The sequence below is a fragment of the Pseudomonas sp. 01L34 genome (assembly GCF_056400265.1).
In genome coordinates, this window is sequence record NZ_JBFTSX010000002.1 from 86484 (window position 1) to 113271 (window position 26788).

The following is a 26788-nucleotide window of genomic DNA, read 5'->3' on the forward strand; positions in this document are numbered from 1 at the left end:
GACGCGGTGACGATCTGGCTCAGATCATGCTCGGGTCGGGCTCCAGTCCCATCAGCTCGCGGCCGAGGATCTGCGCGCAGACGTCGTAGTCGGTGTAGGCATGGGCCCCGGTCATGTGCGAGTCGCGGAACAGGCGTTGCATCTCGTTATGCTCGAACCAGGCATTGCCGCCGGCGGCCTCGAACAACCGGTCCACTGCCTGAATGCACATCTTGGTGGCGTAGGCCTGGTTGGTGCGCCAGAACGCCAGGGTTTCGCGGCTTGGGTATTCATGTCGTTCGCTGTGCTCGGCATGCTCCTGCCAGGTCTTTTCGAGAAAGGCCCGGGCCGCTGCTACCTGATGGGTCGACTCGGCCAGGCGCATCAACGCCGGGGTCGTGGCACCGACCGCCGCACCGGTGTAGGCACGCACGCGGGTTTTGGTTTTTTCACGGAACACCTCCAGCATGCGCTCGGCGACACCCAGGCTCACCGTGGAGAAACCGCTGGCAAAGTAAGGACGGTATGGCGAGTAGAAGATCTTGCTGTCCGGGTACAGACCGAAACCCGCGGACTTGCCTTCCATCATGTCTTTGGCTTTCTGGATGCGATGTTCCGGTACCAGCACATTGTCGATGATCAAAGTCTTGGTGCCACTGCCTTTCATGCCAGCGGCGAACCAGTCGTCACGGATCTGGTAGTCGCTGCGCGGCAGCACCGCGAAGCAGTAGTCCTGGGTACCCTCGGCATTCTTGCGACGGAAACCGACAATCGCCCACTCGGCATGGTCGCAGCCGCTGCTCCAGCCCATTTCACCGCTGAACAGCACACCGCCTTCGGTCTCTTCGGTACGGCCGAAAGGCGCGATGCTGCTGCTGGCGGTGGCATCCGGGTTGGTGCCCCAGACTTCCTGCTGCAATTTGGCCGGGAACATCGCCAGTTGATGGCTGTGAGTACACAGCAGACTCATGGCCCATGCCGTGCTGGCACAAGCGCCGGCGAGCAAGGCAATGCAGTCGGCAAATTGCGGCAGCGATATTTCCATCCCGCCGAACTGCTTCGGCTGAAAGGCACGGTGCATGCCGATGCTTTTGAGCAGCGCAATGTTCTCGTCGGGGACCTTGCGGTCCTGCTCGGCCTCAAAGGCATTGGCAGCGATGGTCGGCAGAATGGATTTGAGGTCTTCGAGGAGCGGGTTTGGCTTTTTCATGGACGGCCCTGCTTATTATTGGATGTCCGGCCGGCGCCCCGAATCGAGGCACGGCAGCGGATACAGGGCCAGTATGGAACCCGCCATCGCGGTAGAAAATGCACCTTCCAGAGCCAAGATTGTACTTTTCAAAGGCAACGATCCAATCATTCTGCCCACACTTGAAGCCGTTCTGGCACCCACGGGCATGTAGCACGGCAGGCACAGTCAAGCCACGCATGCCCCCACGGATTAACCTCGGGTTTTTCTCTTGTTCGCGATCAGGAAAACCCCCATGAGCGATATTGCGCTGCTGCCTCAAGTTGAAGCCTTCCTCCGTCGAAGCCATGCATTGTTTATCGACGGCGGCTACGTCCAGAGCCGTTCCAGCCAGACACTGGAAGTGATCAACCCTGCCACTGGCAAGGTCATTGCCCAGGTCGCCAATGCCGATCCAGCCGATATCGACGCGGCGGTGGAATCGGCCAAACGTGGCTTCAAACAATGGTCCCAGGCCACACCGGCGACGCGGGGCAATGTGCTGCTGAAACTGGCGGACTTGCTGGAGCGCAACCGCGAAGAACTGGCACAGATCGAAACCTGCCAATCGGGCAAGATCATCCAGATTTCCAGGGCTTTCGAAGTCGATCAGGCCGCTCACTTTCTGCGTTACTACGCTGGCTGGGCGACCAAGATCAGCGGCCAGACCATCACCCCGTCATTGCCCTCCTTCGCCGGCGAACGCTATACCGCCTACACCTTGCGCCAACCCGTCGGGGTGGTGGTCGGCATCGTGCCGTGGAACTTCTCCACCATGATCGCTATCTGGAAACTCGCCTCGGCGCTGGTGACCGGTTGCAGCATCATCATCAAACCCAGTGAGTTCACCCCGCTGACCATCCTGCGGATCGCCGAACTGGCCATTGAAGCCGGTCTCCCGGCCGGCGCACTGAACGTACTGACAGGGGGCGGGCTGGTTGGCAAAGGGCTGATCGAACACCCGGGCACCGACAAGGTGTCGTTCACCGGCTCGGTGCCGACCGGCATTGCCGTCGGTCAGAGCGCCATGGGTGCCGGCCTGACCCGCGCCACCCTGGAACTGGGCGGCAAAAACTCGGCGGGGTTCCTGCGCGACGTCGATCTGGATAAAGCGGTCAACGGCATCATCGAAGCCGGCTTCCTGCATTCCGGGCAAATCTGTGCCGCTGCCGAACGGTTCTTCGCCCATCGCTCACAGATCGAGCCAATCATGGACAAACTGGCCCAACGTTTGAGCACGCTGAACATCGGCTCGCCCCTGGACGAGCGCACCGAATTCGGCCCGGTGACCAACCGCCAGCATCAACTCAAGCTCGGCGCGTTTTTCGACAAGGCCCGTGCTGAAAACAACACCATCATCTGCGGTGGCAACCTGATCGACCGCCCCGGCTGTTATGTCGAACCGACGGTGATCCTCGCCAACACCGTCAACGACTCCCTGCTCAACGAAGAAACCTTCGGCCCGGTCGCCACCTTCTACCCCTACGACACCGAAGACGAGCTGCTCGAACTGATGAACAACACACCGTACGGCCTGAGCGCGAGCCTGTGGACCAACGATTTGTCCAAAGCCATGCGCATGATCCCGAGCATCGAAGCCGGCACCGTCTGGGTGAACATGCACACCCTCCTCGACCCGGCAGTACCGTTCGGCGGCATCAAGTCTTCAGGCATCGGCCGTGAATTCGGCGGCGCGTTTATCGACGACTACACGGAGCTGAAATCCGTGATGATCCGCTATTGATTCGGAGGATTCCAAAGTCACCAGTGGATCCACCAAATCGTTAATAAACAGAATCAGTTTGACAAAACCTCAATAAATCACCATTAATGGATCCACTAAATAACAACAAACAACCTTGGAGAATCTCCATGTACCCCAAGAACACCTGGTACGTCGCCTGCACGCCCGATGAAATCGCTGGCAAGCCATTGGGCCGTCAGATCTGCGGTGAAAAGATGGTTTTTTACCGCGGCCACGAGGGTAAGGTGGCGGCTGTCGAGGACTTCTGCCCTCATCGCGGCGCGCCGCTGTCCTTGGGTTATGTGGAAAACGGCAATCTGGTGTGCGGCTATCACGGCCTGGTGATGGGGTGCGACGGCAGGACTGTGGAAATGCCCGGGCAGCGGGTTCGCGGCTTCCCGTGCAACAAGACCTTTGCCGTGGTCGAGCGCTACGGCTTTATTTGGGTCTGGCCCGGCGATCAGGCGTTGGCCGACCCGGCGCTGATCCATCACCTGGAATGGGCCGTCAGTGACGAGTGGGCCTATGGCGGCGGCCTGTTCCACATCCAGTGCGACTACCGCCTGATGATCGACAACCTGATGGACCTGACTCATGAAACCTACGTTCATGCGTCCAGCATCGGCCAAAAGGAAATCGACGAAGCGCCGCCGGTCACAACGGTCGAAGGCGATGAGGTGGTCACCGCCCGCCACATGGACAACATCATGGCCCCGCCCTTCTGGCGCATGGCCCTGCGCGGCAACAACCTGGCCGACGATGTGCCGGTGGACCGCTGGCAGATCTGCCGCTTCACCCCGCCCAGCCATGTGCTGATCGAAGTCGGCGTGGCCCATGCCGGCCATGGTGGTTATCAGGCTCCCCAGCAGTTCAAGGCGTCGAGCATCGTCGTCGACTTCATCACGCCGGAAACCGAGACCTCGATCTGGTACTTCTGGGGCATGGCGCGCAACTTCAATCCGCAGGATGAAGCCTTGACCGCGAGCATTCGCGAGGGACAGGGCAAGATTTTCAGCGAGGACCTGGAGATGCTCGAACGCCAGCAACAGAACCTGCTCAGCCATCCCGCGCGCAATTTGCTCAAGCTCAACATCGACGCTGGCGGCGTGCAGTCGCGTCGGGTTCTGGAGCGCCTGATCGCCAGGGAGCAAGCCCCGCAGGAGTCAATGGCATGATCGAAGTGCTGGTGGTATCGCGCAACAACGAAGCCCACGACATCTGCAGCTATGAACTGGCCAGTGTCGATGACCGACCGCTGCCGGCCTTCAGCGCCGGTGCGCATATCGATGTGCACCTGCCCGGCGGCTTGATCCGGCAATACTCCCTGTGCAACCACCCCGAAGAACGCCATCGCTACCTGATCGGCGTGCTCAAGGACCCGACCTCCCGCGGTGGTTCACTGGCCATGCACGAGCAGATCCACCCCGGCACCCGCCTGCCGATCAGTGAACCGCGCAACCTGTTCCCGTTGGTCCATGAGGCCAGGCGCAGCCTGCTGTTCGCTGGTGGTATCGGGATCACGCCGATCCTGTGCATGGCCGAACGCCTGGCACACAGTGGCGCGGATTTCGAGCTGCATTACTGTGCCCGATCACGGGACCGTGCAGCCTTTGTCGAACGCCTGCAGCACTCGCCTTTTGCCGACCGGGTGTTCCTGCATTTCGATCAGGAACCCGACACCGCGCTGGACGCGGCCAAGGTTCTGGCCACGCCGCTGAACGACGTTCATTTATATGTGTGTGGCCCCGGCGGCTTCATGCAGCACGTGTTGGACACGGCCAGGAAGCAGGGCTGGCAGGAACAATACCTGCACCGCGAGTACTTCGCCGCCGCGCCCGTCGACACTGGCGCCGATGGCAGTTTCTCGATCAAGCTCGCCAGTAGCGGTCAGGTCTTCGAGGTGCCGGCCGACAAGAGCGTGGTGCAGGTGTTGCAAAACCAAGGCATCGAGATCGCCATTTCCTGTGAACAAGGCATTTGTGGCACTTGCCTGACTCGGGTTCTGGAGGGGGTGCCGGAGCATCGCGACCTGTTCCTCACCGAGGATGAACAGGCCTGCAACGACCAGTTCACCCCTTGCTGCTCGCGCTCGAAAACGCCGCTGCTGGTACTGGATATCTGATAAACCGCGCTTATTCCGAGCGGAGAATGACCTTCATCCGCTCCTCGGCCGTCGCTGAGCCGAAGACCTCGGCGTAGCGCAACGTGGCGTTGGCGTGTTCGCGCATGATCGCTTCGGCACGCGCGCCCTGGCGGTTGACCAAGGCATCGAACACCGAATGGTGTTGCATGTGGGCATAGTTGAAGCGTCGGTATTCCCGGACCATGTCGTTGCGGTCCACGGCCAGGGCGGTCACCGAAGCGAAGGGCAAATGATCGTTGCGCGCCAGGGCATCGGCGATCGCCGGGTTGTGGCTTCCCTCGACGATCACCTGGTGAAAACGCATGTTGAGGTCGTGATAGACCTCCAGGTCTTCTATGGTCACGTACCCTTTATCGAACAGCTGATCACCCTGCATCAGGCACTGTTCGAGGGTCGCCCGGGCTTCGTCTGAGAGCCCGCGCTCGGCGGTCTGACGCGCCGCCAGGCCTTCGAGTACGCCCCGTACTTCGACCGCACCGGCAATGTCATCGGGGCTGACCGAACGCACCTGAAACCCGCGCCCGCCAAAACGCACCAGCAAGCCTTCCTGCTCCAGCGTGCGGAACGCCATGCGCACCGGCATCCGCGAAACACCGAACAGCTGCGCCGTGGGGATTTCCATCAACCGCTCGCCCGCCGCCAGCTCGCCCGAGGCGATCATCTTGCGCAATGCGACCAACACCGTTTGACCGGGCTTACTCATCCAGGCAACTTCCAGAAAGGTGGGCCTGCATAGTAACGCAAGAGAGAGACGCCAGGTTTGAGCAGAGGTCGCGGTGTTCAGCCTTGATAGGCCGGGTTCTCGATCAGCAGCGCCATACCCTGCCCGCCGCCAACACACGCGGCGGCAATGCCATAACGCAGATTGCCCTCGCGCAGTTGCCTGGCCAGGGTCAGCACCAGACGCAACCCGCTGGCGGCCAAGGGATGCCCCAGGGCGATGGAGCCGCCCCGCCGGTTGAGGCGGTCGCCGTCCAGTTCAAGCACCTGCGCCACGGCCAGCACCTGTGCCGCCTGGGCCTCGTTGATTTCCAGCAAGCCGATGTCGTCAATAGCCAGGCCGCTGCGTTGCAGCAGCAACTGGATCGCCGGCGCCGGGCCGATGCCCATGAACTCCGGTGCCACGCCCACCACGGCACTGGCCAGCAAATGGGCCAACACCGGACGCCGCGCCGCAGAAGCTCGCCCCACCAGCGCGGCCGCCGCACCATCGACCACCGCGCAACTGTTGCCGGCCGTTTGCACACCGCCGGCATGCACCGACCGCAACCGGCCCAAAGCGCTCAGGTCGGTAGGTCGCGGGTGGCTATCGTGCGTTACGCGGTCCACGCCCCGTGGCAACTGAATATTGCGTGGCTGATAGCCGGCCAACTCAAAACGCTCATTACCGATCGCTACCAGTTCCGGTTCGAACCAGCCGTCGGCTTGCGCCTGCAATGCCAGTTGATGACTGCACAGAGCGTATCGATCCACTTCGTCGCGGCTCAGGCCATGCCGCCGGGCCAGGTTGTCGGCGGTGGTGATCATGTCTACGCCCGGGGCCGGGTCGTAGAGGGCTTCCCAGAGAAAGTCCTTGAACGCCACCTCGGCGCCGAGCCGGAAACCGCTGCGGTGGGTGTAAGCGGCAATCGGGTTGCGTGACATCGATTCGGCTGCCACACACAGGGCCAGCTGCACGCCGTCATCCAGCTGCCTGGCGGCCTGCCGCAAGAGTTCGAAACCGGTGGCGCAGATGCGCTGCACCCCCAGCGCCGGAGTCTCTTGCGGCACACCACTGTAAAGGCCGATATGTCGAGGCAGCAGGTAAGCATCGAAACTGGCCTGAGCCACGGAGCCGGCGAGCACGCTGTCCACCGAGGAGGGATCGAGAGCGGCGCGGGCCAATACCTCGCGCCCGACCTTGATCCCCAGATCGATCGGCGAGACCTGAGCCAAGGCCCCGCCAAGGTCGACCCAAGGCGTGCGCAGGGCTTCGAAAATCGCCACATCGCTAAAGCTCGAATACTGCCCCGCACCGTTCACGGCAGAGGTCCGGCGCGCAGGATGGAAGGCTCTTCACCGCGATACAGCGCCTCGACCTTGTCGGCACGCCACTGCAACACCGCACGCTGATTGATCGAGCCCTTGTCGGTGATTTCACCACGGTCGATGGAAGCTGGTTCGTCGAGCAACGCGATCCATTCCAGGCGGCTGGCATTACCGGTGGCGTCGCGGTTGAGCCGTTGCAGCCAATCGCTGAACCACTGACGCACCGGCGCGCTGGCCAGAACCTCGGCATCGCTGGCGTGGGCACTCAAACCCGCCAGACGTCGGCATTCATACAACCGGGGAAAGACCAGCGCCCCCAGGCACTCGCGGTCCGGCGCGGCCACCACCAGGTCCTGAACATAGGGCGAACCTTCAAGCACCGCGCGATTGCGCAACGGGCCGACGCTGACAAACACGCCGGAGCTCAGCTTGAAGTCCTCGGCGATGCGTCCGTCGAACATCAGCCCGAGTTGCGGATCACGGGGGTCAGCCAGCTTTAACGCATCGCCAGAACAATAGAAACCCTGCTCGTCGAACACCTCGGCGGTCTGCTGCGGCGCGCGCCAGTAACCGGGCATGATGTGCGGCCCGCGAAAGCGCCCTTCCAGCTTGCCGTCCACCGGCACCAACCGCACTTCGCAACCGGGTGCCGGCAGGCCAATGTAGCCGGCCATGGACAGCGGCCCGGTGGTGAACGTGCAGGACGGCGACGCCTCGGTCATGCCAAGCCCGGCCATCATGCGAATACGTTCGCCACAATGCTGTTCGGCGACCCGGTCCAGGCGATCCCAAACCCGTTGCGACAAACCGGCGGCAGCGAAAAAGAACAGCTTCATGCGCGAGAAGAAACGCTCGCGCAACTCGCCATCCTGCTCCAGAGCGTTGACCAGCTCTTCCCAGCCCTTGGGCACGGTCAGGTAGGCGGTGGGCGATATTTCCTTGAGGTTGCGCAGTGTTTCAGCAAAACCCTGAACGGTCGGCTTGCCGTCGTCCAGGTAAAAAGTGCCGCCGTTGTACAGCACGATGCCGACGTTGTGGCTGCCACCGAAGGTGTGATTCCACGGCAGCCAGTCCACCAGCACCGGAGGTTCTTCGCCGAACACCGGGAAGGTTTGCAACAGCATCTGCTGGTTGGCGCAGAGCATGCGCTGGGTGGTGACCACCGCCTTGGGCAGTTTGGTGGAGCCTGAGGTAAACAGGAATTTGGCGATGCTGTTTGGCCCGGTAGCCGTGAAGGCGCAATCGGCCTCGGCACCGCCGGGCCGTTCCAGCAGGCTGGCAAAACTCGCCTGACGGCGGCCCGGTACTTGGCCATGCACGGTAACCAGCGGCGTATCGGCCGGCAGCACCGCCTCAATCGCCCGCTGATAGGTCGCGGCGTCGCTGACGAACACCAGCCCCGGTTGCAGCAGGTCGCAGACATGCCGCAGCTTGGCGAAATCCTGGGACAACAACGAATAGGCCGGGGAAATCGGACTATAGGGAATGCCGGCGTACATCGCGCCCAGGGCCATCTGCAAATGCTCGATGTCATTACCCGAGAGGATCGCCAGCGGTCGCTCGGCCGACAGACCATAAGTCAGCAGGCTCTGGGCAATGGCGCGGACGCTGGTCAGCATCTCGGCGTAACTCACCCGGCGCCAGTCGCCGCCGTCCTGGCGAGCGGCGACAAAGGTCTGTTGCGGGCGCACCCGGGCCCAATGCACCAGGCGATCGAGCAAGCGTACGGGCAACTCGGCCAAGGGTTCCAGGGAGCGCATATGCAATATGCCCTGCTCTTCGCTGACTTCGACCGCAGGACAGCCAATGGATACCTGGCGATAGCGCGGTGCACTGGCTTCGGCCTGGGGTGGCGATCTGAATTCGGAACTCACGTGCTTGTTCTCCATCAAGGCACGCCACCGGTCCGCTGCGAAGCAGTCAACTGGGGCATGGCAGCCTTGTTATTGTTATTTCTGGCCTGCACGCGGGCGACGAGCGCTCTCAAGCGTACGTCGCCCGACGCTGCGACAGCTGCTCAGATCGGGTAGTGCCGCGGGCCGTTCTGCAAGGTCACCCAGCGCAATTGGGTGAAGTGCTCGATGGACGCCTTGCCGCCAAAACTGCCATAGCCGCTGGACTTGACCCCGCCGAAAGGCATCTGTGCCTCGTCGTGCACGGTCGGGCCGTTGATGTGGCAGATGCCCGACTCGACCCGCTGGGCCAAGGCCAGAGCACGGCCGGTGTCACGACTGAAGATCGCCGCCGACAAGCCGAACTCGGAATCATTGGCCAGACGCAGCAGCTCTTCATCGCCCTCACCGCGCAGCACCACCGCCACCGGGCCAAAGGATTCTTCGCGGTACAGGCGCATGGCATCGGTGACGCTATCGAGCAAAGTCGGCTGCAGAATACTGCCCTCCAACCGGCCACCTGCGACCAGGGTTGCGCCCTTGTCGAGAGCATCGTCGATCATCAGTTTGATCCGTTCGCCGGCGTTGCTGTCCACCAGGGAACCAAGCACCGAACCTTCCGCATTGGGGTTGCCGGCGGGCAAGGTGGCGATCTTCGCCGCCAGTTTGGTGACAAAGGCATCGGCCACCTTGGCATCGACGATCAGGCGCTCGGTGGACATGCAGATCTGCCCCTGATTGAAAAAGGCACCGAAGGCCGCTGCCTCCACCGCCGCATCCAGGTCGGCATCTTCCAGCACCAGGAACGGCGCCTTGCCACCCAGTTCCAGCAACGCCGGCTTGAGATGACGCGCCGACAGCTCACCAACGATGCGCCCGACATGGGTCGAGCCGGTGAAGTTGACCCGACGCACCGCCGGGTTGGCGATCAACCGTTCGACAATCGCCGCGGCATCCTGGGGCGCGTTGCTGATGACGTTGACCACGCCGTCACCGAGGCCGGCGTCTTGCAACACTTGGCCAATCAGCCGGTGCACCGCCGGGCTCAACTCCGACGCTTTGAGCACCACAGTATTGCCGCAGGCCAGCGGCATGGCGATGGCGCGGGTGGCGAGGATGACTGGGGCGTTCCACGGCGCGATGCCGAGCACCACGCCACACGGTTGACGCAGGGCCATGGCGAAGCTGCCGGGCACATCCGAAGGAATGACTTCGCCGGTGATCTGGGTGGTCATCGATGCCGCTTCACGCAGCATGTTCGACGCCAGATGCACATTGAAGCCGTACCAGTTGGCCATGGCGCCGGTCTCGCCAGCGGCGGCGATGAATTCCGCGCTGCGGGCCTGCAACTGCTCGGCGGCGCGCAACAACCGGGTGCGTCGTTCATTGGGGGCCAGGGGCGCCCAGGTGGGGAATGCCGCTTTGGCCGCAGCCACGGCGGCGTCGGCATCTTCCAGGGTGGCGGCGGCAACCCGCGACACGATTTCGCCGGTCACCGGATTACGCCGTTCGAAGGTTCGACCGTCTCGGGCGGGGCACGACTGGCCGCCGATCAGCAGGGGCACGTCCAGCATGGTGATTCCTCTTTATTGTCTTTATCGGGAATACAGTCGAGGGGTTCACAGTAGCGCCTGGGCGCCGGGGCGAACAGCTGGCGGACGCTCGATCGCCCGGCCAGCTCGCCTGATGCAACGCCAGGCTTCAGCGTTTGTAAGCCTGCAAACCGGGCTTGATGCTCTTGTCGTCGAGGAACTGCTTCATGCCCTGCTCGCGGCCACCTTCGGTGTCCAACAGGCGCGACTGATCGAGCTTGGCGTACAGGTAATCTTCGTTCTGCTCCCAGGTCAGTTCGCGGCAACGCTTGAAGCCATGCTTGGCTGCGCGCAGCACCACCGGGTTTTTCTCCAGCAGGTTACGCGCCAGTTCGATCGTCACCTCACGCAGTTGCGCCAGCGGCACGCTCTCGTTGACCAGGCCCATCTCGGCGGCTTTCTGCCCGCCGAAGGTCTTGCCGGTCATGATGTAGTACAGCGACTGGCGATGGCCCACGGTGTCGGCCATGGCCTTGCTCACCAGGTTGCCCGGCGGAATGCCCCAGTTGATTTCCGACAGGCCGAAAGTCGCTTCATCGGCGCAGATCGCCAAATCGCAGGCCACCAGCGGGCTGAAACCGCCACCGAAGCACCAGCCGTTGACCATGGCGATGGTCGGCTTGGCGTACATACGCAGCAGTTTCCATTGCCATTGAGAGGCTTCGCGGCGGATTTTTTCCTGAAGGATTTCCGGGCCGGCGTCCACTTCGCGGAAGTATTCCTTGAGGTCCATGCCTGCAGTCCAGGCTTCGCCCGCCCCCGTCAGCACCAGGACACCGGCGTCCGGATCCTGCTCCAGGGTTTCCAGAACGTCGATCATCTCGCGGTTCAGGGTCGGGCTCATGGCGTTGCGTTTTTCCGGACGGTTGAGGATGACCCAAGCGATGCCTTCCTCGATTTCCACTTTGACCGTTGTCCAGCGACCTTCGTAATTGCTCATGGCGATGCTCTCTTGTTCTTGGCTTGACGATGGGTAAAAACTAAACCGCAAATATAGTTATGTCAATTAACTATTAATAAAATTAACCGAGTTGTTTTCGTGCCTGAAACGGGCGCAGCGCCTAGAAATCTGAAAGAGGTCGTGGCTATCCCCGGCCAATCTCGGCAAACTAGATAGCCTTCTTAACCGCCAGCCCGAGGATTCACCCTGCAATGGCCAAGTCTTCCAAGATTGCCGCCGCCCCCGAGGCGCCTGCCGACAGCCCCGAAACCCAGGCGTCGCTGGACGCAGCCCTCGACGACCTGATCGGTTACGCCATGCGCCGGGCGCAACTGAAACTGTTCCAGAACCTGATTGGCCGGCTCTCGGCCCACGACTTGCGCCCGGCGCAGTTCTCGGCCCTGGCGATCATCGACCAGAACCCCGGGCTGATGCAGGCCGACCTGGCCAAGGCACTGGCCATCGAGCCACCGCAAGTGGTGCCGCTGCTGAACAAACTGGAAAGCCGGGCGCTGGCGGTGCGAGTGCGCTGCAAACCGGACAAACGCTCCTACGGGATTTTTCTCAGCAAGACCGGCGAAACCCTGCTCAAGGAGCTGAAACTGATCGCTGCCGAGAGCGACATGGATGCCACGTCCGCCCTCGACAGTCAGGAACGCGAAGAACTGCTCAGGTTGCTGAAGAAGGTCTATCAGGCCTGAAACGACTTACCAGATCGGCACGGTGTAGAGCACCAGAAAGCGGGTCTGGTTTTCATCGCGAAACGCCGCGCCGGTGGGGAAGTCATTGCGATAGATCGACTTGCGCGCCATCAGCCCGACGTTCTTCAGCGGGCCACTCTGGATCACATACCCCAGCTCCATCTGGAACTCCCGCTCCTTGCGGTCGTCGGCGTTCAGCGCCGCCAGTTCGATATGGTCACCGCGCACATAACGCAGCCGGCTCTTCAGGCCGGGCACCCCGGCGGCGGCGAAGTCATAGTCGTAGATCGCCTGCCAGGTTCGCTCCTTGGCATTGAGAAAGTCTGAGCTCATGGTCAGCTCACTCATGCCCATCAACTCGGTGCCCGACACGTAAGGCGTCGCGGTGTCACCACTGGAGTGCATATAACCCAGGCTCAGGCGATGGCCGCCAAAGCGATAACCGAACAACGCCGAGAGGTTGCGGTTGTCCACCTTGCCGGCCTTGGCGCTGCCGTCCTCGTCGCTGAAAAAACTGCGCAAGTCAGTGGTCAACGTGCCCTCGCCTACCTGCAGCGTGTGCAGCAAGGCCAGGGTGTTCTGCTGATACAGATCCGCCACTTCGGCGTGATAGGCACGCAGGCTCAGATCCTTGTTCACCTGGTAATCGCCACCGACATAGGCCATGTGCGATGAGGTGGCCGCGCCGTTGAAACGCCGGTTCGGCGAGGCGATGCTCATCGGCTGGTAGTTGGTGGAATCGCGCTTGTTGATGCGATCGATGTAGCCAGTGTTGAAGGTCAGCCCGTCGATGTCCTTTGAACTGAGGGTGGTGCCACGAAACGTCTGTGGCAGCAGCCGTGACGGACTGGCGAAAGCGAACGGCAGGAAGATCGACACATCGCCGGTCTTCACCGTGGTCTGGGCAAAACGCATCTTGGCGGTCATGGCCAGGCGCGAATACTCGTCCGCCGCACGCTTGTCGCTGGCGGACACCGGCAACAACTCGGTGCCACTGCGGTCCGGCGACGAGTCCAACTTGACGCCCATCAGGCCGCGAGCGTCCAGGCCAAAACCAACAGTCCCCGGAGTAAAGCCCGACTCCATATTCATGATAAAACCCTGGGCCCATTCCCGGGCCGCGGTCTTCGCCCCGTCGTCCTTGTAGTCCCGATCCAGGTAGTAATTGCGCAGGGTCAAGGTGCCGTGACTGTCATCGATAAAGCCTTCGGCCAGCGCCGGAGTGGCAATCACACTCAAACCCAACAGGGCCAGATGACGTGCGCGAACAGGTAAGGTTGAGATCGCCACGAGGGCGTCCCGAGGGAGATTTGGCATGTTCGATGTCCACTTATTGTTGTTGTTTTTTTGAACGGGATCGTCGGGTTGCCCCAAGGATCTCCGGTCAGAGAATGGAAACGCCTGAGGGTGGCGTCAATCCACAATGACCGATAATCGAACATTAATATTATTATCTATTTTTTAAATACATCTTCAACCTTATGTCATCACATTGATTTAAATGAAATTAATGGCATTTTTCAGTAAAAAACCTTGGTCATTCATTTTTTAGTTATCTTTGTTAATCTTAATTTCAGCCTGCTATCGCCTACAGCAATCAGGCTCGCGTTCCCCCGTAAGCCCCAACAAAAACAATAATGAGGTTCGCCATGGACACCCCATCACGTCGCACGACGCTGACCATCGCCCTGTGTTTTATCGTTGCACTGATCGAAGGCTTCGACCTGCAAGCCGCTGGCACTGCCGCCGCAGGCCTGCGCCAGACCTTTGCCCTGGACCCGAAAATGATGGGTTGGGTATTCAGCGCCGGCATCATCGGTTTACTGCCGGGTGCCTTCTTCGGCGGCTGGATCGCCGATCGCATCGGCCGCAAGAAAATCCTCATCGGCGCCGTGCTGCTGTTCGGCGTGTTCTCCCTCAACACGGCCTATGTCAGCAGTTTTTCCGGCCTGCTGCTGGCGCGCTTCATGACGGGCCTGGGCCTGGGTGCCGCCCTGCCCAACCTGATCGCGCTGTGTGCCGAAGCCGTGGGTGAGCAACGTCGCGGCACCGCGATCAGCATCATGTATGCCGGCGTGCCGTTGGGCGGCGCGCTGGCGGCGGTGGTCGCCATGTTGTTTGCCGAGCATTGGCAGATGACCTTCATCATCGGTGGTCTCGTGCCCTTGCTGGTGGTGCCGTTGATGGTCCTGCTGCTGCCTGAGTCCAGCGCCTTTCGCCAGCAACAAGACAGCGTCAACGTGGCGCGCGCGTCAACCGGCCAGGCGCTGTTCGGCGAAGACCGGACCCGCGTCACCCTGGCGTTGTGGCTGAGCTACTTCTTCACCCTGACAGTGATGTACATGCTGCTCAACTGGCTGCCATCGCTGTTGCTGGAACAGGGTTTCAGCAAACCCCAGGCAGGCCTGGTGCAGATGCTGTTCAACATCGGCGGCGCCCTCGGTTCCCTGCTCGGCGGACTGCTGCTGGATCGCTGCAACGGCATCAAAGTGGTGCTGTTTGTCTACGCCGGGTTGCTGGCGGCGCTGGCTGGAGTCGGCCTGTCGGTGGGCATCGTCCCCATGGCCATCGCCGGTTTTTCTGCCGGGTTGTTTGTGATGGCCGCGCAGCTGGTGCTTTACGCCCTGGCACCGCCGTCGTACCCGACCTCGGTGCGCGCCACCGGCGTCGGCGCTGCGGTGGCGATCGGTCGCCTCGGATCAGTGGCCGGGCCCTTGGCCGCCGGGCAGATTCTGGCGGCCGGGGCTGGCACCACCGGAGTTTTGCTGGCGACCTCGCCCGGGCTGCTGATTGCAGCACTGGCGATCATCAGCGTGATTGCCCGCTCGGCCGAGCCGCCGTTGCGTACGGCGAACCCGATTGCGGATAAAACCTGACCGGGGCGCCCTCCTTGTAGCAGCTGCCGAGCCTGCGTGGCTGCTGCTACAGATCGTGTTACGGCGTGGTGCGCAGGCACGCATTCACCGGCGGTACGCGCTGCCGCCAGGGCTGAGCCTGCTCCAGTTGTGCGGCCAGGCTCAGCAAGGTCGCCTCTTCGCCGAAGCGGCCTGCGAAGTGCGCGCCCATGGGCAAGCCTTGCGGGCTCCAGTGAAGCGGTACCGACATTGCCGGTTGCCCACTGGCATTGAACAACGCGGTAAACGGCGAGTAACTGTGGAAGCGCTCGATCAATTCATCGAGACTCAAGCGGTCGTCCCGCAGGTCCAGCTCGCCGATCGGTACCGGTTCACGGGTCAGGGTCGGGCTGAGGATCAGGTCGTAATCCTGCATGAACAGCGCCAGTTGCCGGCCCAGGGCATGAATCCACTCCACCGCTGCCGCGTATTGCGCGCCACTGACCCCGCCCTTGTCGCGCAGAATGATCCGCGTACGGGCTTCCAGCTCCTCGGGCTGTACAGGCGCGCCACGCAATTGGCCCAACAGGTCGACGTAGTTTCGCGTGCTGGCACCGATGATAGTGAACACCTGGTCAAGAAACTCAGGCAGCACCACCGGTAACCGGGCGGGTTCTACCCGATGCCCCAGCGACTCACACAGGCTCGCAGCCTGACGCACCGCCTCCAGGCTTTGTGTGGAAGTCGGCCAAGACCCGATCTGCTCCACCAGGGCGATACGCATTGGCCGCGGAGTCTGTTGTACAGCAGTCACATACGGTTGCGCCGACAGCGGCGCAGCATAGGGCGCACCCAAATCGATTCCCGCCGTGGCGTCGAGCAAAGCCGCGCTGTCACGTACCGATAAGGTGATGCAGTGGTTGGTGCCCATGCCCGCCCAGCCCTCGCCTATCATTGGCCCGGAGGGCAGCAAACCACGGCTGGGTTTGAGGCCGAAGACTCCGCAGCAGGACGCCGGCACCCGCAGCGAACCGCCGCCGTCATTGCCGTGGGCAAAAGGTACTACCCGCGCCGCCACCAGGGCCGCCGCCCCGCCGCTGGAGCCGCCGGCGCTGTGCTCGGTGTTCCACGGATTGCGGGTGGCGCCGAAACGTGTCGACTCGGTGGAATAGGATGTGCCGAACTCTGGTGCCGTGCTGGTGCCGACGATCAGGCAACCGGCGCGGCGCAGGCGGATCACCACCTCGGATTCGAAATCGGCGCGGGCCCCGCCCAGCGCCAGCGAACCATTGGTCATTGCGGCACCCTGCACCGGCGCGAACAGGTCCTTGATCAAGGTCGGCACACCGGCAAACAGTCCGTCCCGAACCTGAGGTTCGAGCGCTGCCTCGCGGGCCTTGTCGTAGAGCCGCTCGGCCACTGCGTTGAGTTGCGGTTCAACCCGCTCCAGTCGCTCGATCACTGCGTCGACCAGCTCCACGGGCTGCACTTCACCACGCCTGACCCAAGCGGCCAGGCCGGTGGCGTCTTCCTTGTCCAACAACTGATGGATGTCTTGCATGTTTGATACTCCGGATCTATTTCAATGACGAATGGGTGGATGGCACGGAAGAGTTCGAGCGGCGGCGCGATAACCCGGCGATCGCCCAAAGCAACGCGGCAGCAAGACTGGCAAAGGCCAGCCATTCGATGGCGTGACGCAGGTCGCCGGCAAATGCGCCGAGCATCGCCACCACCAAGGGGCTGACGAACTGACCGAAATACAGGCACGCGGTGAAGCCTCCCAATCCCCGACCACGGGTTCTAGCACTCAAGGCCTCCATCATCGGCGCCATGACATTGGGCACCAGCAATCCCGCGCCCAGGCCATGGATCACCACAGCCAACACCACTTGGTTGTAGCTTTGCCCGCGCATCAGCAACCACAACCCGAGCGCCAACAACAGCAGCAACACCGCATTGGTGCCGGCGATCCCCAAGCGTCGACGCAGCAGCGGCCAGGCCAGGGAACCGCCCAGGGTGGCCAGCAGGCTCAAGCCGGCGGACAGGCCAATCAGGGTGCTGGATGTGACCCCGAGACCCACCAGCAAAATGGGCGTCTGTACCGGCACCACAAAGCTCAGCACCATGCCAACGAGAATCAGCAGATAACCCAACACCAGCGGCAGAATCGCCACCCGCTCCGGTCCCTGAACCTCAACGGACGGCTGCGTACGAGCCGGCTCCCAGAGCACCTTCACCATGGCCGGCACCAGCAGCAGCGGCAGCAAATAGAGGAGGAACGGCAAGCGCCAGGAGTGCTCGCCCAAAGCGCCACCAACGACGAAGAACAACGCACCGACCAAACCGATGGTGACCACCTGACGGTTGATGTAGCGCAAGCGTTCCTCGCCCTGCCAATAGTCACCGATCAGGGTCGCGCAACAGGTCATCACCGCCGCCTCGGCCACCCCGAACAGCAGGCGCACGGCGACGATGGACTGCAGATCTCCCAGCACCGCCGGCAACGCGCCGAGCAAGGCATAGAGCAAGGTGGCGATCACCAGCAACGCCTTGCGCCCGACTCGATCGGCGAGCCAACCGGCCAGAGGCGCGCACACCGCAATCGCCAGCGCCGGTCCGGTGACCGCCAGTGGCACCAGCAGGTCGGCCCGGGAAGTGAGCGGCCCGAACTCGGCACCGAGTTTGGGCAGGATCGGCGCGATCATCACCGAGCCCATGATGGTCAGGCTGCTGCCCAGCACCAGCACCAGCCCTTCGCGGCGTCCCGTGGCCTGACGCACGACAGGCGTCGCCAGGGTTGAAGCGCAATGCACAGAAGTCATGGTCCGGTCCTCAGAAACTTTGGGAAACGCGCAAGGCGACGGTGTAGCCCTCGGCGCGGTTGCTCGCGCCCTGCTCTTTGTAGAGGTGCAGCCAGACCGGCGGCAGGCCCGGTTTGACGTAGCTCACCGCCGGTCCCACGGCCAGCACCCTGGCGCGATTGCCACTCGTCAGGCCCGGGGCGTCGTCATCGGTGAACTGACGGTAGTAGTACCCGCCGATACCGGCGGTCCAGGGGCCGAAGTGCTGGCCCACGGCGAACTCATGCCGGTACTCCACGCCGTTCTTGTAGTCAGTGGCAGGGTTGCGCGTGTTGATGTCCACCTCGAAGCTCGATGACACCTCGAAGCCGGTGTCACTGATGTAAGTGGCATTGACGATGGGGGAAAAAGTCCAGTGATTGAGCCCGGGGGAAATCAGCCGGTTCTTGTCGTAGTCGCCGGTGGGGGCCTGGATCTGAAACTGGGTGTTGACGAACAGGTTGGGCGACAGGTTCCACTGCAGGATCAGCGGCAGAAACTGCACGTCTGCCAGGCGGAACGGATCGGCCTCAAGCTTCAACGGACCGCCCGGCGTCGGCACCTCCAGGGAAGCATCCATCTTGAAGAAAGGCACCACCGTGCCGAAACCGTATTGGGCACCGAGGACGCTGTAGTCCGTCATGCGCATATAGGCCAGGCCGATGGACAGCACGTCCAGGGAGAGATTGTTGTCCAGAGAACGACCGTGGCGGTCCTTCTGCACGTTGGCCGAATAGTAGGCCGTGCGCAGGCCCAGGGTGCCGAATGGCGTGGCCGGCGGCATCATCCCGGCGCCGAAGTCATAGACGCCTACCGCGGTGGTCGGCGCTCCGTTTTCAGTGGCCTGTGCTCCGGCGCACAGGCCGAACAGCCCCAGGGTAAACACAGTGACGCGGCTGATGCCTGAGTTGTTGTTCTTGTGATTCATCGAATGCCCCTCCCAACCAAATGGTGTGGGCCATCCTAGTAACGACTCCGGTAGGCGGGTTATCCGTTTTCAGCACAGTTAATGGCGACGCAAGGTCTGTGAGGGCGTCTCTCCGAACAGTGTGCGGTAATCGCTGGCAAAGCGACTCAGGTGCCAGAAGCCCCAACGCGCCGCCACCTCTTGCACCCCATGTTCATGGGGGCTGTCACGCAGTTCACGACGCACTGCATTGAGGCGCAACGCCCTTAAATACGCCACCGGATTGATACCCAGGGTTTCCTGGAAACAGTACTGGAGTTTGCGTCGGCTGGCGCCGATGTGATTGCACAGATCGAGGATCGACAATGGTTCATCCAGATGCCCCAACGCGTATTCCCTGGCACGATCAACCATGCGTTTGCGCGCCGTCGGGTTAAGGGGCGCGGCCTGATCCGGCGCGACCAGTTCCAGCAGTTGCACCATCACGGCATCGCGAATGCCATGACGGATCGCCTCATAGCCCAGCAGGCTGTCGTGGCCCTGATCGGCAGCGGCCAGCTCGTCGAACAGCGCCGCCAACTCAGCCTGCACCGAGGAAGCCCCCAGACGGTAACACTTGGGAAGATCGGTAATTTGAAACCGGGCGCCCTGGCGCTCCAGCACATGTTCAAGGGCCTGGACATCAACCGCCACCCCCAACAGATCCAGATGTTCGGGCGTGCGCAGATCGGGCAAGTGATCACCATGGGCCACCAACAGGCTCGCATCATGAATCGGATGCCCCGCACAAAACACCGCCCCCTGAGCGCTCAGCGGCACGCTGAAGGTGATGGCTCCCTTCCAGGCGCTGCCACTCTTGAGCATCGCCTGATTAGAGCGGTCGCGCGCCAGTTGCATCCATCCGGCGCGAAACTCGATCAACTCACCTTCGAAGCGACCGGGCGTCAGCTGGTCATAGCGTACCTGCCAGCCGTCCATGTTCTGTGCGTGCTGATCGATGTCGTTGGTGCGATAACGATGAATCGCCGCAGTCATGTCCGGCGTACCGGTGGCGCCTTCCACGCTAGGGTTATTGTTATTCATGGACCTTTCCTGTTGGGCACACAAGGCTTGCAGGCCGTTGGGGAGGCAAGTTCCATTCCGCCGTAACAGGCATTGGCGCAATTGTGCCGAAAACGGCTAGTCGGTCCTCACTGTCCCCGTCCTCGTGTAGCGCTTGCCGAGTCCTCAGCCCTCCTTGACCAACAGCCCATGCCGGCTCGCTTCAGGCTTTTTTGCGAAGACCTTCTGCGGCAGCAGCAGCCAGGCCAGGGCCGGCAGCAGGATCAGGGCGCCGAGCATGTTCACCAGGAACATGAACGCCAGCAGAATCCCCATGTCGGCCTGGAACTTGATCGGTGAGAACGCCCAGGTCGACACTGCGACCGCCAGGGTCATGCCGGTCAGCAACACCACTTTGCCGGTGAACAGCAGCGCCTGGTAATACGCCTGGGCCAGGGTGTCGCCGGCACGCATGCGAGCCAGGATTACACTCAAGACATACAGCGCGTAGTCGATGCCAATGCCCACGCCCAATGCGATTACCGGCAGTGTCGCGACTTTAACCCCCATGCCCAGCCCCACCATCAGCGCCTCGCACAGTATCGAGGTGAGCATCAGCGGCAGCATCGCGCAAAGGGTTGCGCGCCAGCTGCGGAAGGTCAGCAGGCACAACAGGCTGACCGCGCCGTAGACCCAGAACAGCATCTCGCGCATGGATTTTTTCACCACGATATTGGTCGCGGCTTCGATCCCGGCGCTGCCGGCGGCGAGCATGAATTTGACCTCTGTGATCTGATGCTCGCTGATGAATTTCTCGCTGGCCTCCACCACCCGATTCAGGGTATCGGCCTTGTGATCGGCCAGGTAAACGTACAGCGACAACATCGAGCAGCCCTGATTGAACAGCTCCCTCGGTGCACGGGTTTGCACGGCGCCCAGTGCACCATCATTGGGGATCAGCTCATACCATTTGAAGTTGCCTTCGTTGTAACCGGCAGTGGCGATTTTGCTCAGCGCCGCCATCGAGGTGGTCGACTCCACGCCGGGCAATTGCTCCAGCCGCCAGGCCAACGCATCCACTGCCGACAGGCTCGCGTAACGGGTGCACTGATCTTCCGGAGTCTTGATCATGACCACGAAAATATCCGAGCTGGCCGCATAGTTCTGGGTCATGAACAGCGCGTCGCGGTTGTAGCGCGAGTCAGCCCGCAACTCCGGGGCGCCGGGATCGAGATCGCCGATCTTCAGGTGCAGGCTCACGGCAAAACCGAACGCTGCCAGCAGCAGACCGCCCAGCATGGCGCCCATGGCCCAGCGCCGTTGGGTGAACAAATCGAGCACGCGCCATAACGGATGCTTGATCTGCGCCTGCAGTTCGGCGTTTTCCGAACTCAGGCTGCGTTGCGCCGCTGCCGGGCTGACACCGATATAGCTGAGCAGGATCGGCAACAGAATCAGGTTGGTGAAGATCAGCACCGCCACGCCGAGGCTGGCGGTGATCGCCAGATCCTGAATCACCCGGATATTGATCAGCAGCAGCACCGCGAAGCCCACCGCATCACAGAGCAACGCGGTCATGCCGGCCGCGAACAGTCGGCGGAAGGTATAACGCGCGGCCACCACCCGGTGGGTGCCGCGACCGACGTCCTGCATGATGCCGTTCATCTTCTGCGCGCCGTGGCTCATGCCAATGGCGAACACCAGAAACGGCACCAGCGCCGAGTACGGGTCCAATTCATAACCGAGGATGGCGAGCAGACCCAGCTGCCAGAGCACCGCCACCAGCGAACACGTCACCACCACCAGCGTGCTGCGCGCGCAGCGGGTATAGCCAAACAGCACCAACACCGTCACCAGTACCGCCACCACGAAGAACAGCAAAACCTGGGTCAGCCCCTCGATCAGGTCGCCGACGATTTTGGTGAAACCGGTGATGTGAATCCGCAGGTCATCGCTCTGGTACTTGTCCCGCAGGGCTTCCAGTTGCCGGGAAAACTCGCCGTAGTCCAGGGCCTTGCCGGTCTGCGGACTGATGTCCAGCAACGGCACGAAGATCACGCTGGACTTGAAGTTGCCGGCCACCAATTGACCGACCTCACCGGAACGCGCGACGTTGGTCCGCACCTGTTCGATACTGGCCGCCGAGCCATCGTAGTCGTCGGGGATCACGGTGCCGCCATCGAGCCCCTCCTCGGTCACGGCGGTCCAGCGCGTGGTCGGGGTCCATAACGATTTCATGTAGGGCCGGTCGACACCCGGCAGCAGATAGAGCTCGTCGTTGAGCCTGGCCAAGGTGTCGAGATAGTCCTTGGTGAAAATGCTGCCTTGTTTGACCTCCACGGCGATCCGCAGCGAGTTGCCCAGGCCACTCAACTCACTGCGATTCTCCAGAAAGTTGGCGACATAGGGATGCCCCGTGGGAATGGTTTTCTCATAACTGGCATTGATGCCGATGCGCGTGGCTTGCCAGCCGAGCACCAGCGTCACCAGCAGACACAGCAGGATCACCAGCGGTCGATGGTTGAAGATCGCCCGCTCGGCGAAGTTGCCCGACGCCTGGTCGAAGTCTGCCAGGCGGCCAATCACGGTTTGGGTTTTGTCGTCTTTCAAGTCTGACTCCTGTTGCACGGGCCGTGGCCCGATAGCGCTGCACCGTGAAGATTCAAGGTTTGCCAGAGGCTCGTGGATCCTGGTCAGCGGCCACACCGCTCAAACCAACGCTGGCCAGACTGCCATCGGCCGCCTGTTGCACGGCAGCGACAGTCCCGCCGCTGCGGCTCTGGCGTTTGTCGAAGCTACGACCCTGGTCATGGCTGAATAAAAGCTCGCCGCCCTGGCTGGCTAACAGCAGGCTGCCATCGCGCAGTTCGATGGCGCTCGACAGTGTTGATTCGATGCCGGTGTCGAGGCGTCGCCAACTGCCGCCACGGTCATCGGACCACCAGGCGTTACCGCGCAAACCATAGGCAATCAAGGCGCCGCCGCGAGTGCCGAGCAGGCCGAAAAAGCTGCCTTCATAAGGTGACTTCAAGGCCTGGAATGAATGCCCGGCATCGGTCGAACGCAACAGCAAACCGCGCTCCCCCACCAGCAGCAAATCGTTGCCCGAGACGCGAATGCCATACAGGTTCAGGCCCTGCGGATTGTCCACATGCTGCATCCACGGCTGCCAGCTTCGCCCACCGTCGTCGGTGCGGTAGATCTGGTTATAGGCGCCAACGACGTAGCCATGCAGGCGGTCACTGAAGTACAGGTCGAGGAACGGTTTGTCCGGTCCGTCGTCGAGCATCTGCCGGGCCTGCGCCAGGTTGCCGGCGCCGCCCGGCTGATCGGCATCGCGCTCAGCGGCCTGCACCGCCAGCGCGGCGGCGCGTTCACCGTCGAGTTGCTTGTGCCAGGTTTCACCGCCGTCCTCGGTGTGCAACACCACGCCCAGATGACCGACTGCCCAACCCTGCTCGGCATCGACGAACTGCACCGCCGTCAGGCTGACGCTGACCGGCACACTGGCCTGGCGCCAATTCACTCCAGCGTCATCCGAGAGCAGCACGATCCCGCGCTCGCCGACCGCCACCAGCCGCTCACCGGCCCGGGTCAGCCCGAGCAATGCTGCGCGCTGGGCCTTGGCGGTCGACAGTGCCGGCTGCTGCAGTACTGCAAACGTGCTCGCCTGGGCGTTGAACACACACGCCATCAAGCCCAATGCCAGGACGCAGGCGCCCCGGCGCAGGCCGAAGCCCGCATAGCGTTTTTGCACCATCATGTCGGTATCCCACTCGCAAAGTCACAAGCGACCGTAGCGCGCACCCTCACCCACCACGGCCCCCTCAGGTTCAACGCATGTTTTCGTTGGCCATGGCATCCGGCGTGAAATAGGACGCCGAAGGTTTCGCGACTTTCTGGTACTGGACCGCCAGATCGTTGCTCGAGGAGTTGAGGAAGTAAGCCCCGGTGTCGAGGTTGTAGCTACCCCACATGACCTGCGCGGTAAGGGCCGGCAGGTCCGGCGCCAGCAGCGTCAGCGAATACATCTGCCGTCCGAGCTTGCCCTGCGCGTCATACCCGTCGGCCATCAGGATCTGCCAGGAGTCTTCGTCGATGTAGTAGGTGCGACGCGGCACCACATGGCGCTTGCCGGATTTGAGCGTGGCCTCGACCACCCAGACCCGATGTTTCTCCCAACGCACCAAGTCAGGATTGAGGAAGTTCTGCTTGACCAGGTCGTCGCTCTTGGCCAGGCCGGCGCGGTTATTGTTGTAGGCGACAATCAGTTCTTTCTTGCCCATCAGCTTGAGGTCATAGCGATCGGTAGGCCCGAACAGCATGAACGCTTCGTCGAACAGACCGACCCCCGAGGTCACGAAGTCCGGGGTGTCGTAGGCAATGTTCGGCGCCCGACGCACCCGGCGCTGGCCGACCAGATACTGCCAGGCCGCGCGGTTGGCCGGGTCCAGGTCCCAATGGGTCATCAGGCCTTCACCGGCCTTGGACGATGGCAACTCGGTCAGCAGCTTGCCCACCAGGTACTTGCCGGAAAAGTTTTCCAGGCTGCCGTCTTCGACGTAGTAGGGAAACTGGTAGGTGTACTGGGCGCGGGTTGCCTGGACTTTCTTGCCGCCGGCGGTCATCAGCCAGGTATCGAAAGGCGAGCTGATGGTGTCGCCGCCCTGCCAGGACAATCGATAGTTCCACAGCACTTGCGTACCGTTTTCCGGGATCGGGAACGGAATGCCGCCATAGGCGCCGGTGACTTTCTCGCTCGCCACGTCCAGCGTGGCGCGGGTGGCATTCTTGCCGGTGTTGTCATACACCCATTGCGGGGCTGCCGCCGAGCGATGGGTCGGGTAGACGTCCAGGCGATAGTCCGGGTATTTCTTCAGCAGCAGTTTGGTGCCTTCGGCCAATACATTGGCGTACTGCTCCATGTTCGAGGCCTTGATCGAATACAGCGGTTTTTCACCGGCGAATGGATCGGGACGTTTGTCACCTGGCTTGTAGCCAGGCGCGACCTTGGTGTAACCGCCTTGCCAGGCCGGGATGCTGCCATCGGCGTTGCCGGCGCGCTCGCCACCAAGGGGTGTCAGTTCAGTCTTCAAACGTGCAGCCTGCTCAGGCGACACGGCCGCCTGCGCCAGGCTCATGCCGGCAAGGGCCAGGGTGAGGACGCAAGTGTTGAGAAATGCTTTGTTCTGCATGGCGAATCCACCTTATTAGAATGAGGTTTTCACGTAGAGCGAGACGAAGTCGCGGTCGGCCAACGACTGCCCGTAACTGAAATTGCCGTCCTCGCGCAGCCCGGCTTTTGGGGCACCGAAGAAGTTCACGTAGTTCAGGCCGACATCCCAGCGCTGCAGGTAGGTGGCCTTGAGCCCGACACTCCAGTCGCCGGAATGGGTATTGCCGAAGCCCGATTTGTTGACCGCCGAAGAGCGCCCATCGAGTACCACACCCATGCCGATCGGCACGGTCAGGTCGATCCCGTCGACAATCTGGAAGTACGCCGGCTCCACCAATACCCGCAGTGCCGTAGCATCGCGGGTGGTGTTGGCATCCAGCGCGGCGGCGTTCTCGGTCACGCTCAGGGTGCGGTTCCAGGCCAGCTCGGCCAGTGCCGAGCCGCCATCCCAAAATGCGGTGGGCGATAACAGGTAAATCGCCGACAGGTTGGCGTGAGCGGTTTTGCCCCTGGCAAACAGTGAGTTATCGTCGCCATCGGCCGCCACGCCAGGGGCCACCACTTGCAGATTGCTCACCAGCGGCGCGTTCCAGCGCACGGAAGTTTCACCGGCAAAGTTGAACGGCCCATAAGCGGTGGAGAAGCTGACGCCGGCAGTCTTGATGTCTTCGGCGTAGACCTGACGATAGGAACTCAGGATCGGCAACCCGGTGGCGGCCGCAGCCGCACCGTCGAGGTAGGCGTACAGGCCGGTCGGGGTTTTGTCGTGATACTGCGCAGCGTAGAAACCCAGCTCCAACTCGGTGCCGGTCGGCTTGAAGCGGATCTGCATACCGCCCTGCCCCGAATTTCGCGGTTTCAAATCGCCAACATTCACCGTGTCGTTGCCGAACACTTCGTGCAGTGAACCGCTGCCGTAACCGATGGCATCGATATCGCTCAGGTAGCTGCCGGCGCCGGGCACATTGGAGCGTTCCCACTCAAACTGGTAGTAAGCGCCCACCGACAACTGCGGGTTGATCTGCAACTGCCCGGAGATCTGATTGACCGGACGCAGGATCTCCTTGAACTGGGTCCCCGGCACGCTGAGCAACTTGACCACATCGGTCGGGCCCTGGGCATTGGCAATGCCGTTGCCACCGTAGAACAGGCTTTCGCCGTAGATCAGGCTGTGTCGGCCCAGACGCACCACGCCCTGGGAGTCTTCACCGAGGTCACCGCGCAGGAACACGAAGGCGTCGAGAATTTCCGCATCGCGACCGTGGAGCTTGCGGGTTTCGCTGAGGAAATGCGTTTGCTCGCTGCTGTCGGTGCCCTTGTTGTAGATATCGTCGTACCAGGCTGCGCCGCTCACGCGCAGGCCATAGTTTTGCCGGCTGAGGTCCATTTCGGAAAACAGGTCCAGACGATTGGAGACCAGGCCACTGCTGAAGTTTTTATCGCCCTGACTCTGGATCGAGGGATACAGGCCGTTGGCGGTCGGTGCGTTGACCAATCGGCTGTCCTGCCCCTGAAGACGCCAGGCCTGGCTGTACTTGATGGTGTTGTCCCAACGCAGTTTCCAGTCGGAATCACCAAGGTCCATTTGCATGGCCTCGACCCTTTCGACCATCACACCGGCGCTGCATAACGCCAGAAACAGGGCGCAATGCTTGAAACGAAAGCAACGTTTAACGTTGTCCATGGACGCTCCTCATTATTTTTATTTTTGGCATGGCTTCGCCACAGGTAGCGGCTTGC

20 protein-coding genes are annotated in these 26788 nt (G+C 62.0%); 5 read left to right on the forward strand and 15 right to left on the reverse strand.

The window, feature by feature from the left end:
* Positions 1–19: 19 nt before the first annotated feature.
* A complete protein-coding gene (locus AC1DQM_RS04800; protein ID WP_138867374.1) occupies positions 20–1189 on the reverse strand; it encodes a p-hydroxyphenylacetate 3-hydroxylase oxygenase component in 1170 nt (389 codons plus the stop codon).
* Between the two features lie 274 nt (positions 1190–1463).
* Between AC1DQM_RS04800 and AC1DQM_RS04805 the strand changes: the two genes are divergently transcribed.
* The 3 genes from AC1DQM_RS04805 (at position 1464) to AC1DQM_RS04815 (ending at position 5073) form a co-directional block, all read left to right on the forward strand.
* On the forward strand, positions 1464–2951 hold the full coding sequence (locus AC1DQM_RS04805) for an aldehyde dehydrogenase family protein (protein ID WP_018927897.1): 1488 nt from the start codon (positions 1464–1466) through the stop codon (positions 2949–2951).
* A gap of 128 nt (positions 2952–3079) precedes the next feature.
* The gene (locus AC1DQM_RS04810; RefSeq protein ID WP_138867373.1) at positions 3080–4126 is read left to right on the forward strand and encodes an aromatic ring-hydroxylating oxygenase subunit alpha; all 1047 of its coding nucleotides are present in this window, start codon (positions 3080–3082) and stop codon (positions 4124–4126) included.
* Positions 4123–5073, forward strand: coding sequence for a PDR/VanB family oxidoreductase (locus AC1DQM_RS04815; protein ID WP_138867372.1), 951 nt, complete (start codon positions 4123–4125; stop codon positions 5071–5073). The genes AC1DQM_RS04810 and AC1DQM_RS04815 overlap by 4 nt, the downstream gene beginning before the upstream one ends.
* A gap of 10 nt (positions 5074–5083) precedes the next feature.
* Here AC1DQM_RS04815 and AC1DQM_RS04820 read toward each other — a convergent pair whose 3' ends face one another.
* From AC1DQM_RS04820 to AC1DQM_RS04840, 5 genes are all read right to left on the reverse strand, one after another.
* Positions 5084–5797 (reverse strand): GntR family transcriptional regulator, encoded by a 714-nt coding sequence (locus tag AC1DQM_RS04820; protein ID WP_018927894.1) that lies wholly within the window; start codon positions 5795–5797, stop codon positions 5084–5086.
* Positions 5798–5874: 77 nt separating this feature from the next.
* The gene (locus AC1DQM_RS04825; protein WP_138867371.1) at positions 5875–7116 is read right to left on the reverse strand and encodes a thiolase family protein; all 1242 of its coding nucleotides are present in this window, start codon (positions 7114–7116) and stop codon (positions 5875–5877) included.
* The gene (locus AC1DQM_RS04830; RefSeq protein ID WP_138867370.1) at positions 7113–8996 is read right to left on the reverse strand and encodes a feruloyl-CoA synthase; all 1884 of its coding nucleotides are present in this window, start codon (positions 8994–8996) and stop codon (positions 7113–7115) included. Before AC1DQM_RS04830 ends, AC1DQM_RS04825 begins: the two co-directional genes overlap by 4 nt.
* Before the next feature lie 143 nt (positions 8997–9139).
* Positions 9140–10588: an aldehyde dehydrogenase gene (locus tag AC1DQM_RS04835; protein WP_138867369.1), complete on the reverse strand. Its 1449-nt coding sequence runs from the start codon at positions 10586–10588 to the stop codon at positions 9140–9142.
* Positions 10589–10715: 127 nt separating this feature from the next.
* A complete protein-coding gene (locus AC1DQM_RS04840) occupies positions 10716–11546 on the reverse strand; it encodes a p-hydroxycinnamoyl CoA hydratase/lyase (RefSeq protein WP_007895816.1) in 831 nt (276 codons plus the stop codon).
* A gap of 212 nt (positions 11547–11758) precedes the next feature.
* Between AC1DQM_RS04840 and AC1DQM_RS04845 the strand changes: the two genes are divergently transcribed.
* Positions 11759–12247, forward strand: a complete 489-nt coding sequence (locus AC1DQM_RS04845) for a MarR family winged helix-turn-helix transcriptional regulator (RefSeq protein ID WP_018927890.1) — start codon at positions 11759–11761, stop codon at positions 12245–12247.
* Between the two features lie 6 nt (positions 12248–12253).
* Here AC1DQM_RS04845 and AC1DQM_RS04850 read toward each other — a convergent pair whose 3' ends face one another.
* On the reverse strand, positions 12254–13564 hold the full coding sequence (locus AC1DQM_RS04850) for an OprD family porin (RefSeq protein WP_019649001.1): 1311 nt from the start codon (positions 13562–13564) through the stop codon (positions 12254–12256).
* 332 nt (positions 13565–13896) lie between these two features.
* Between AC1DQM_RS04850 and mhpT the strand changes: the two genes are divergently transcribed.
* Positions 13897–15123, forward strand: coding sequence for a 3-(3-hydroxy-phenyl)propionate transporter MhpT (gene mhpT / locus AC1DQM_RS04855; RefSeq protein WP_138867368.1), 1227 nt, complete (start codon positions 13897–13899; stop codon positions 15121–15123).
* Between the two features lie 58 nt (positions 15124–15181).
* Here mhpT and AC1DQM_RS04860 read toward each other — a convergent pair whose 3' ends face one another.
* From AC1DQM_RS04860 to AC1DQM_RS04895, 8 genes are all read right to left on the reverse strand, one after another.
* Entirely contained in the window at positions 15182–16642 is a 1461-nt protein-coding gene (locus AC1DQM_RS04860) for an amidase (protein ID WP_138867367.1), read from the reverse strand.
* A gap of 16 nt (positions 16643–16658) precedes the next feature.
* A complete protein-coding gene (locus tag AC1DQM_RS04865) occupies positions 16659–17906 on the reverse strand; it encodes an MFS transporter (protein WP_138867366.1) in 1248 nt (415 codons plus the stop codon).
* A gap of 10 nt (positions 17907–17916) precedes the next feature.
* Positions 17917–18852, reverse strand: a complete 936-nt coding sequence (locus AC1DQM_RS04870; protein WP_138867365.1) for a SphA family protein — start codon at positions 18850–18852, stop codon at positions 17917–17919.
* Between the two features lie 78 nt (positions 18853–18930).
* Positions 18931–19914 (reverse strand): helix-turn-helix domain-containing protein, encoded by a 984-nt coding sequence (locus AC1DQM_RS04875; protein ID WP_138867364.1) that lies wholly within the window; start codon positions 19912–19914, stop codon positions 18931–18933.
* 144 nt (positions 19915–20058) lie between these two features.
* Positions 20059–22482 (reverse strand): efflux RND transporter permease subunit, encoded by a 2424-nt coding sequence (locus AC1DQM_RS04880; RefSeq protein ID WP_138867363.1) that lies wholly within the window; start codon positions 22480–22482, stop codon positions 20059–20061.
* Positions 22483–22534: 52 nt separating this feature from the next.
* On the reverse strand, positions 22535–23635 hold the full coding sequence (locus tag AC1DQM_RS04885; RefSeq protein ID WP_138867362.1) for a WD40/YVTN/BNR-like repeat-containing protein: 1101 nt from the start codon (positions 23633–23635) through the stop codon (positions 22535–22537).
* Between the two features lie 70 nt (positions 23636–23705).
* Positions 23706–25067 carry a DUF1329 domain-containing protein gene (locus AC1DQM_RS04890; RefSeq protein ID WP_018927881.1) on the reverse strand — a complete coding sequence of 454 codons (1362 nt, stop codon included), beginning with the start codon at positions 25065–25067 and terminating at the stop codon, positions 23706–23708.
* A 15-nt stretch (positions 25068–25082) separates the two neighbouring features.
* Complete coding sequence (locus AC1DQM_RS04895) at positions 25083–26732, reverse strand: DUF1302 domain-containing protein (RefSeq protein WP_138867361.1); 1650 nt, start codon at positions 26730–26732, stop codon at positions 25083–25085.
* Positions 26733–26788: the final 56 nt, after the last annotated feature.

What these genes read in the sequence shown, in the direction of transcription:
- AC1DQM_RS04800 (WP_138867374.1), bottom strand. Translation starts at nt 1,189, where the DNA reads ATGAAAAAGCCAAACCCGCTCCTCGAAGACCTCAAATCCATTCTGCCG.
- AC1DQM_RS04805 (WP_018927897.1), top strand. Translation starts at nt 1,464, where the DNA reads ATGAGCGATATTGCGCTGCTGCCTCAAGTTGAAGCCTTCCTCCGTCGA.
- AC1DQM_RS04810 (WP_138867373.1), top strand. Translation starts at nt 3,080, where the DNA reads ATGTACCCCAAGAACACCTGGTACGTCGCCTGCACGCCCGATGAAATC.
- AC1DQM_RS04815 (WP_138867372.1), top strand. Translation starts at nt 4,123, where the DNA reads ATGATCGAAGTGCTGGTGGTATCGCGCAACAACGAAGCCCACGACATC.
- AC1DQM_RS04820 (WP_018927894.1), bottom strand. Translation starts at nt 5,797, where the DNA reads ATGAGTAAGCCCGGTCAAACGGTGTTGGTCGCATTGCGCAAGATGATC.
- AC1DQM_RS04835 (WP_138867369.1), bottom strand. Translation starts at nt 10,588, where the DNA reads ATGCTGGACGTGCCCCTGCTGATCGGCGGCCAGTCGTGCCCCGCCCGA.
- AC1DQM_RS04840 (WP_007895816.1), bottom strand. Translation starts at nt 11,546, where the DNA reads ATGAGCAATTACGAAGGTCGCTGGACAACGGTCAAAGTGGAAATCGAG.
- AC1DQM_RS04845 (WP_018927890.1), top strand. Translation starts at nt 11,759, where the DNA reads ATGGCCAAGTCTTCCAAGATTGCCGCCGCCCCCGAGGCGCCTGCCGAC.
- AC1DQM_RS04850 (WP_019649001.1), bottom strand. Translation starts at nt 13,564, where the DNA reads ATGCCAAATCTCCCTCGGGACGCCCTCGTGGCGATCTCAACCTTACCT.
- mhpT (WP_138867368.1), top strand. Translation starts at nt 13,897, where the DNA reads ATGGACACCCCATCACGTCGCACGACGCTGACCATCGCCCTGTGTTTT.
- AC1DQM_RS04860 (WP_138867367.1), bottom strand. Translation starts at nt 16,642, where the DNA reads ATGCAAGACATCCATCAGTTGTTGGACAAGGAAGACGCCACCGGCCTG.
- AC1DQM_RS04865 (WP_138867366.1), bottom strand. Translation starts at nt 17,906, where the DNA reads ATGACTTCTGTGCATTGCGCTTCAACCCTGGCGACGCCTGTCGTGCGT.
- AC1DQM_RS04870 (WP_138867365.1), bottom strand. Translation starts at nt 18,852, where the DNA reads ATGAATCACAAGAACAACAACTCAGGCATCAGCCGCGTCACTGTGTTT.
- AC1DQM_RS04875 (WP_138867364.1), bottom strand. Translation starts at nt 19,914, where the DNA reads ATGAATAACAATAACCCTAGCGTGGAAGGCGCCACCGGTACGCCGGAC.
- AC1DQM_RS04885 (WP_138867362.1), bottom strand. Translation starts at nt 23,635, where the DNA reads ATGATGGTGCAAAAACGCTATGCGGGCTTCGGCCTGCGCCGGGGCGCC.
- AC1DQM_RS04890 (WP_018927881.1), bottom strand. Translation starts at nt 25,067, where the DNA reads ATGCAGAACAAAGCATTTCTCAACACTTGCGTCCTCACCCTGGCCCTT.
- AC1DQM_RS04895 (WP_138867361.1), bottom strand. Translation starts at nt 26,732, where the DNA reads ATGGACAACGTTAAACGTTGCTTTCGTTTCAAGCATTGCGCCCTGTTT.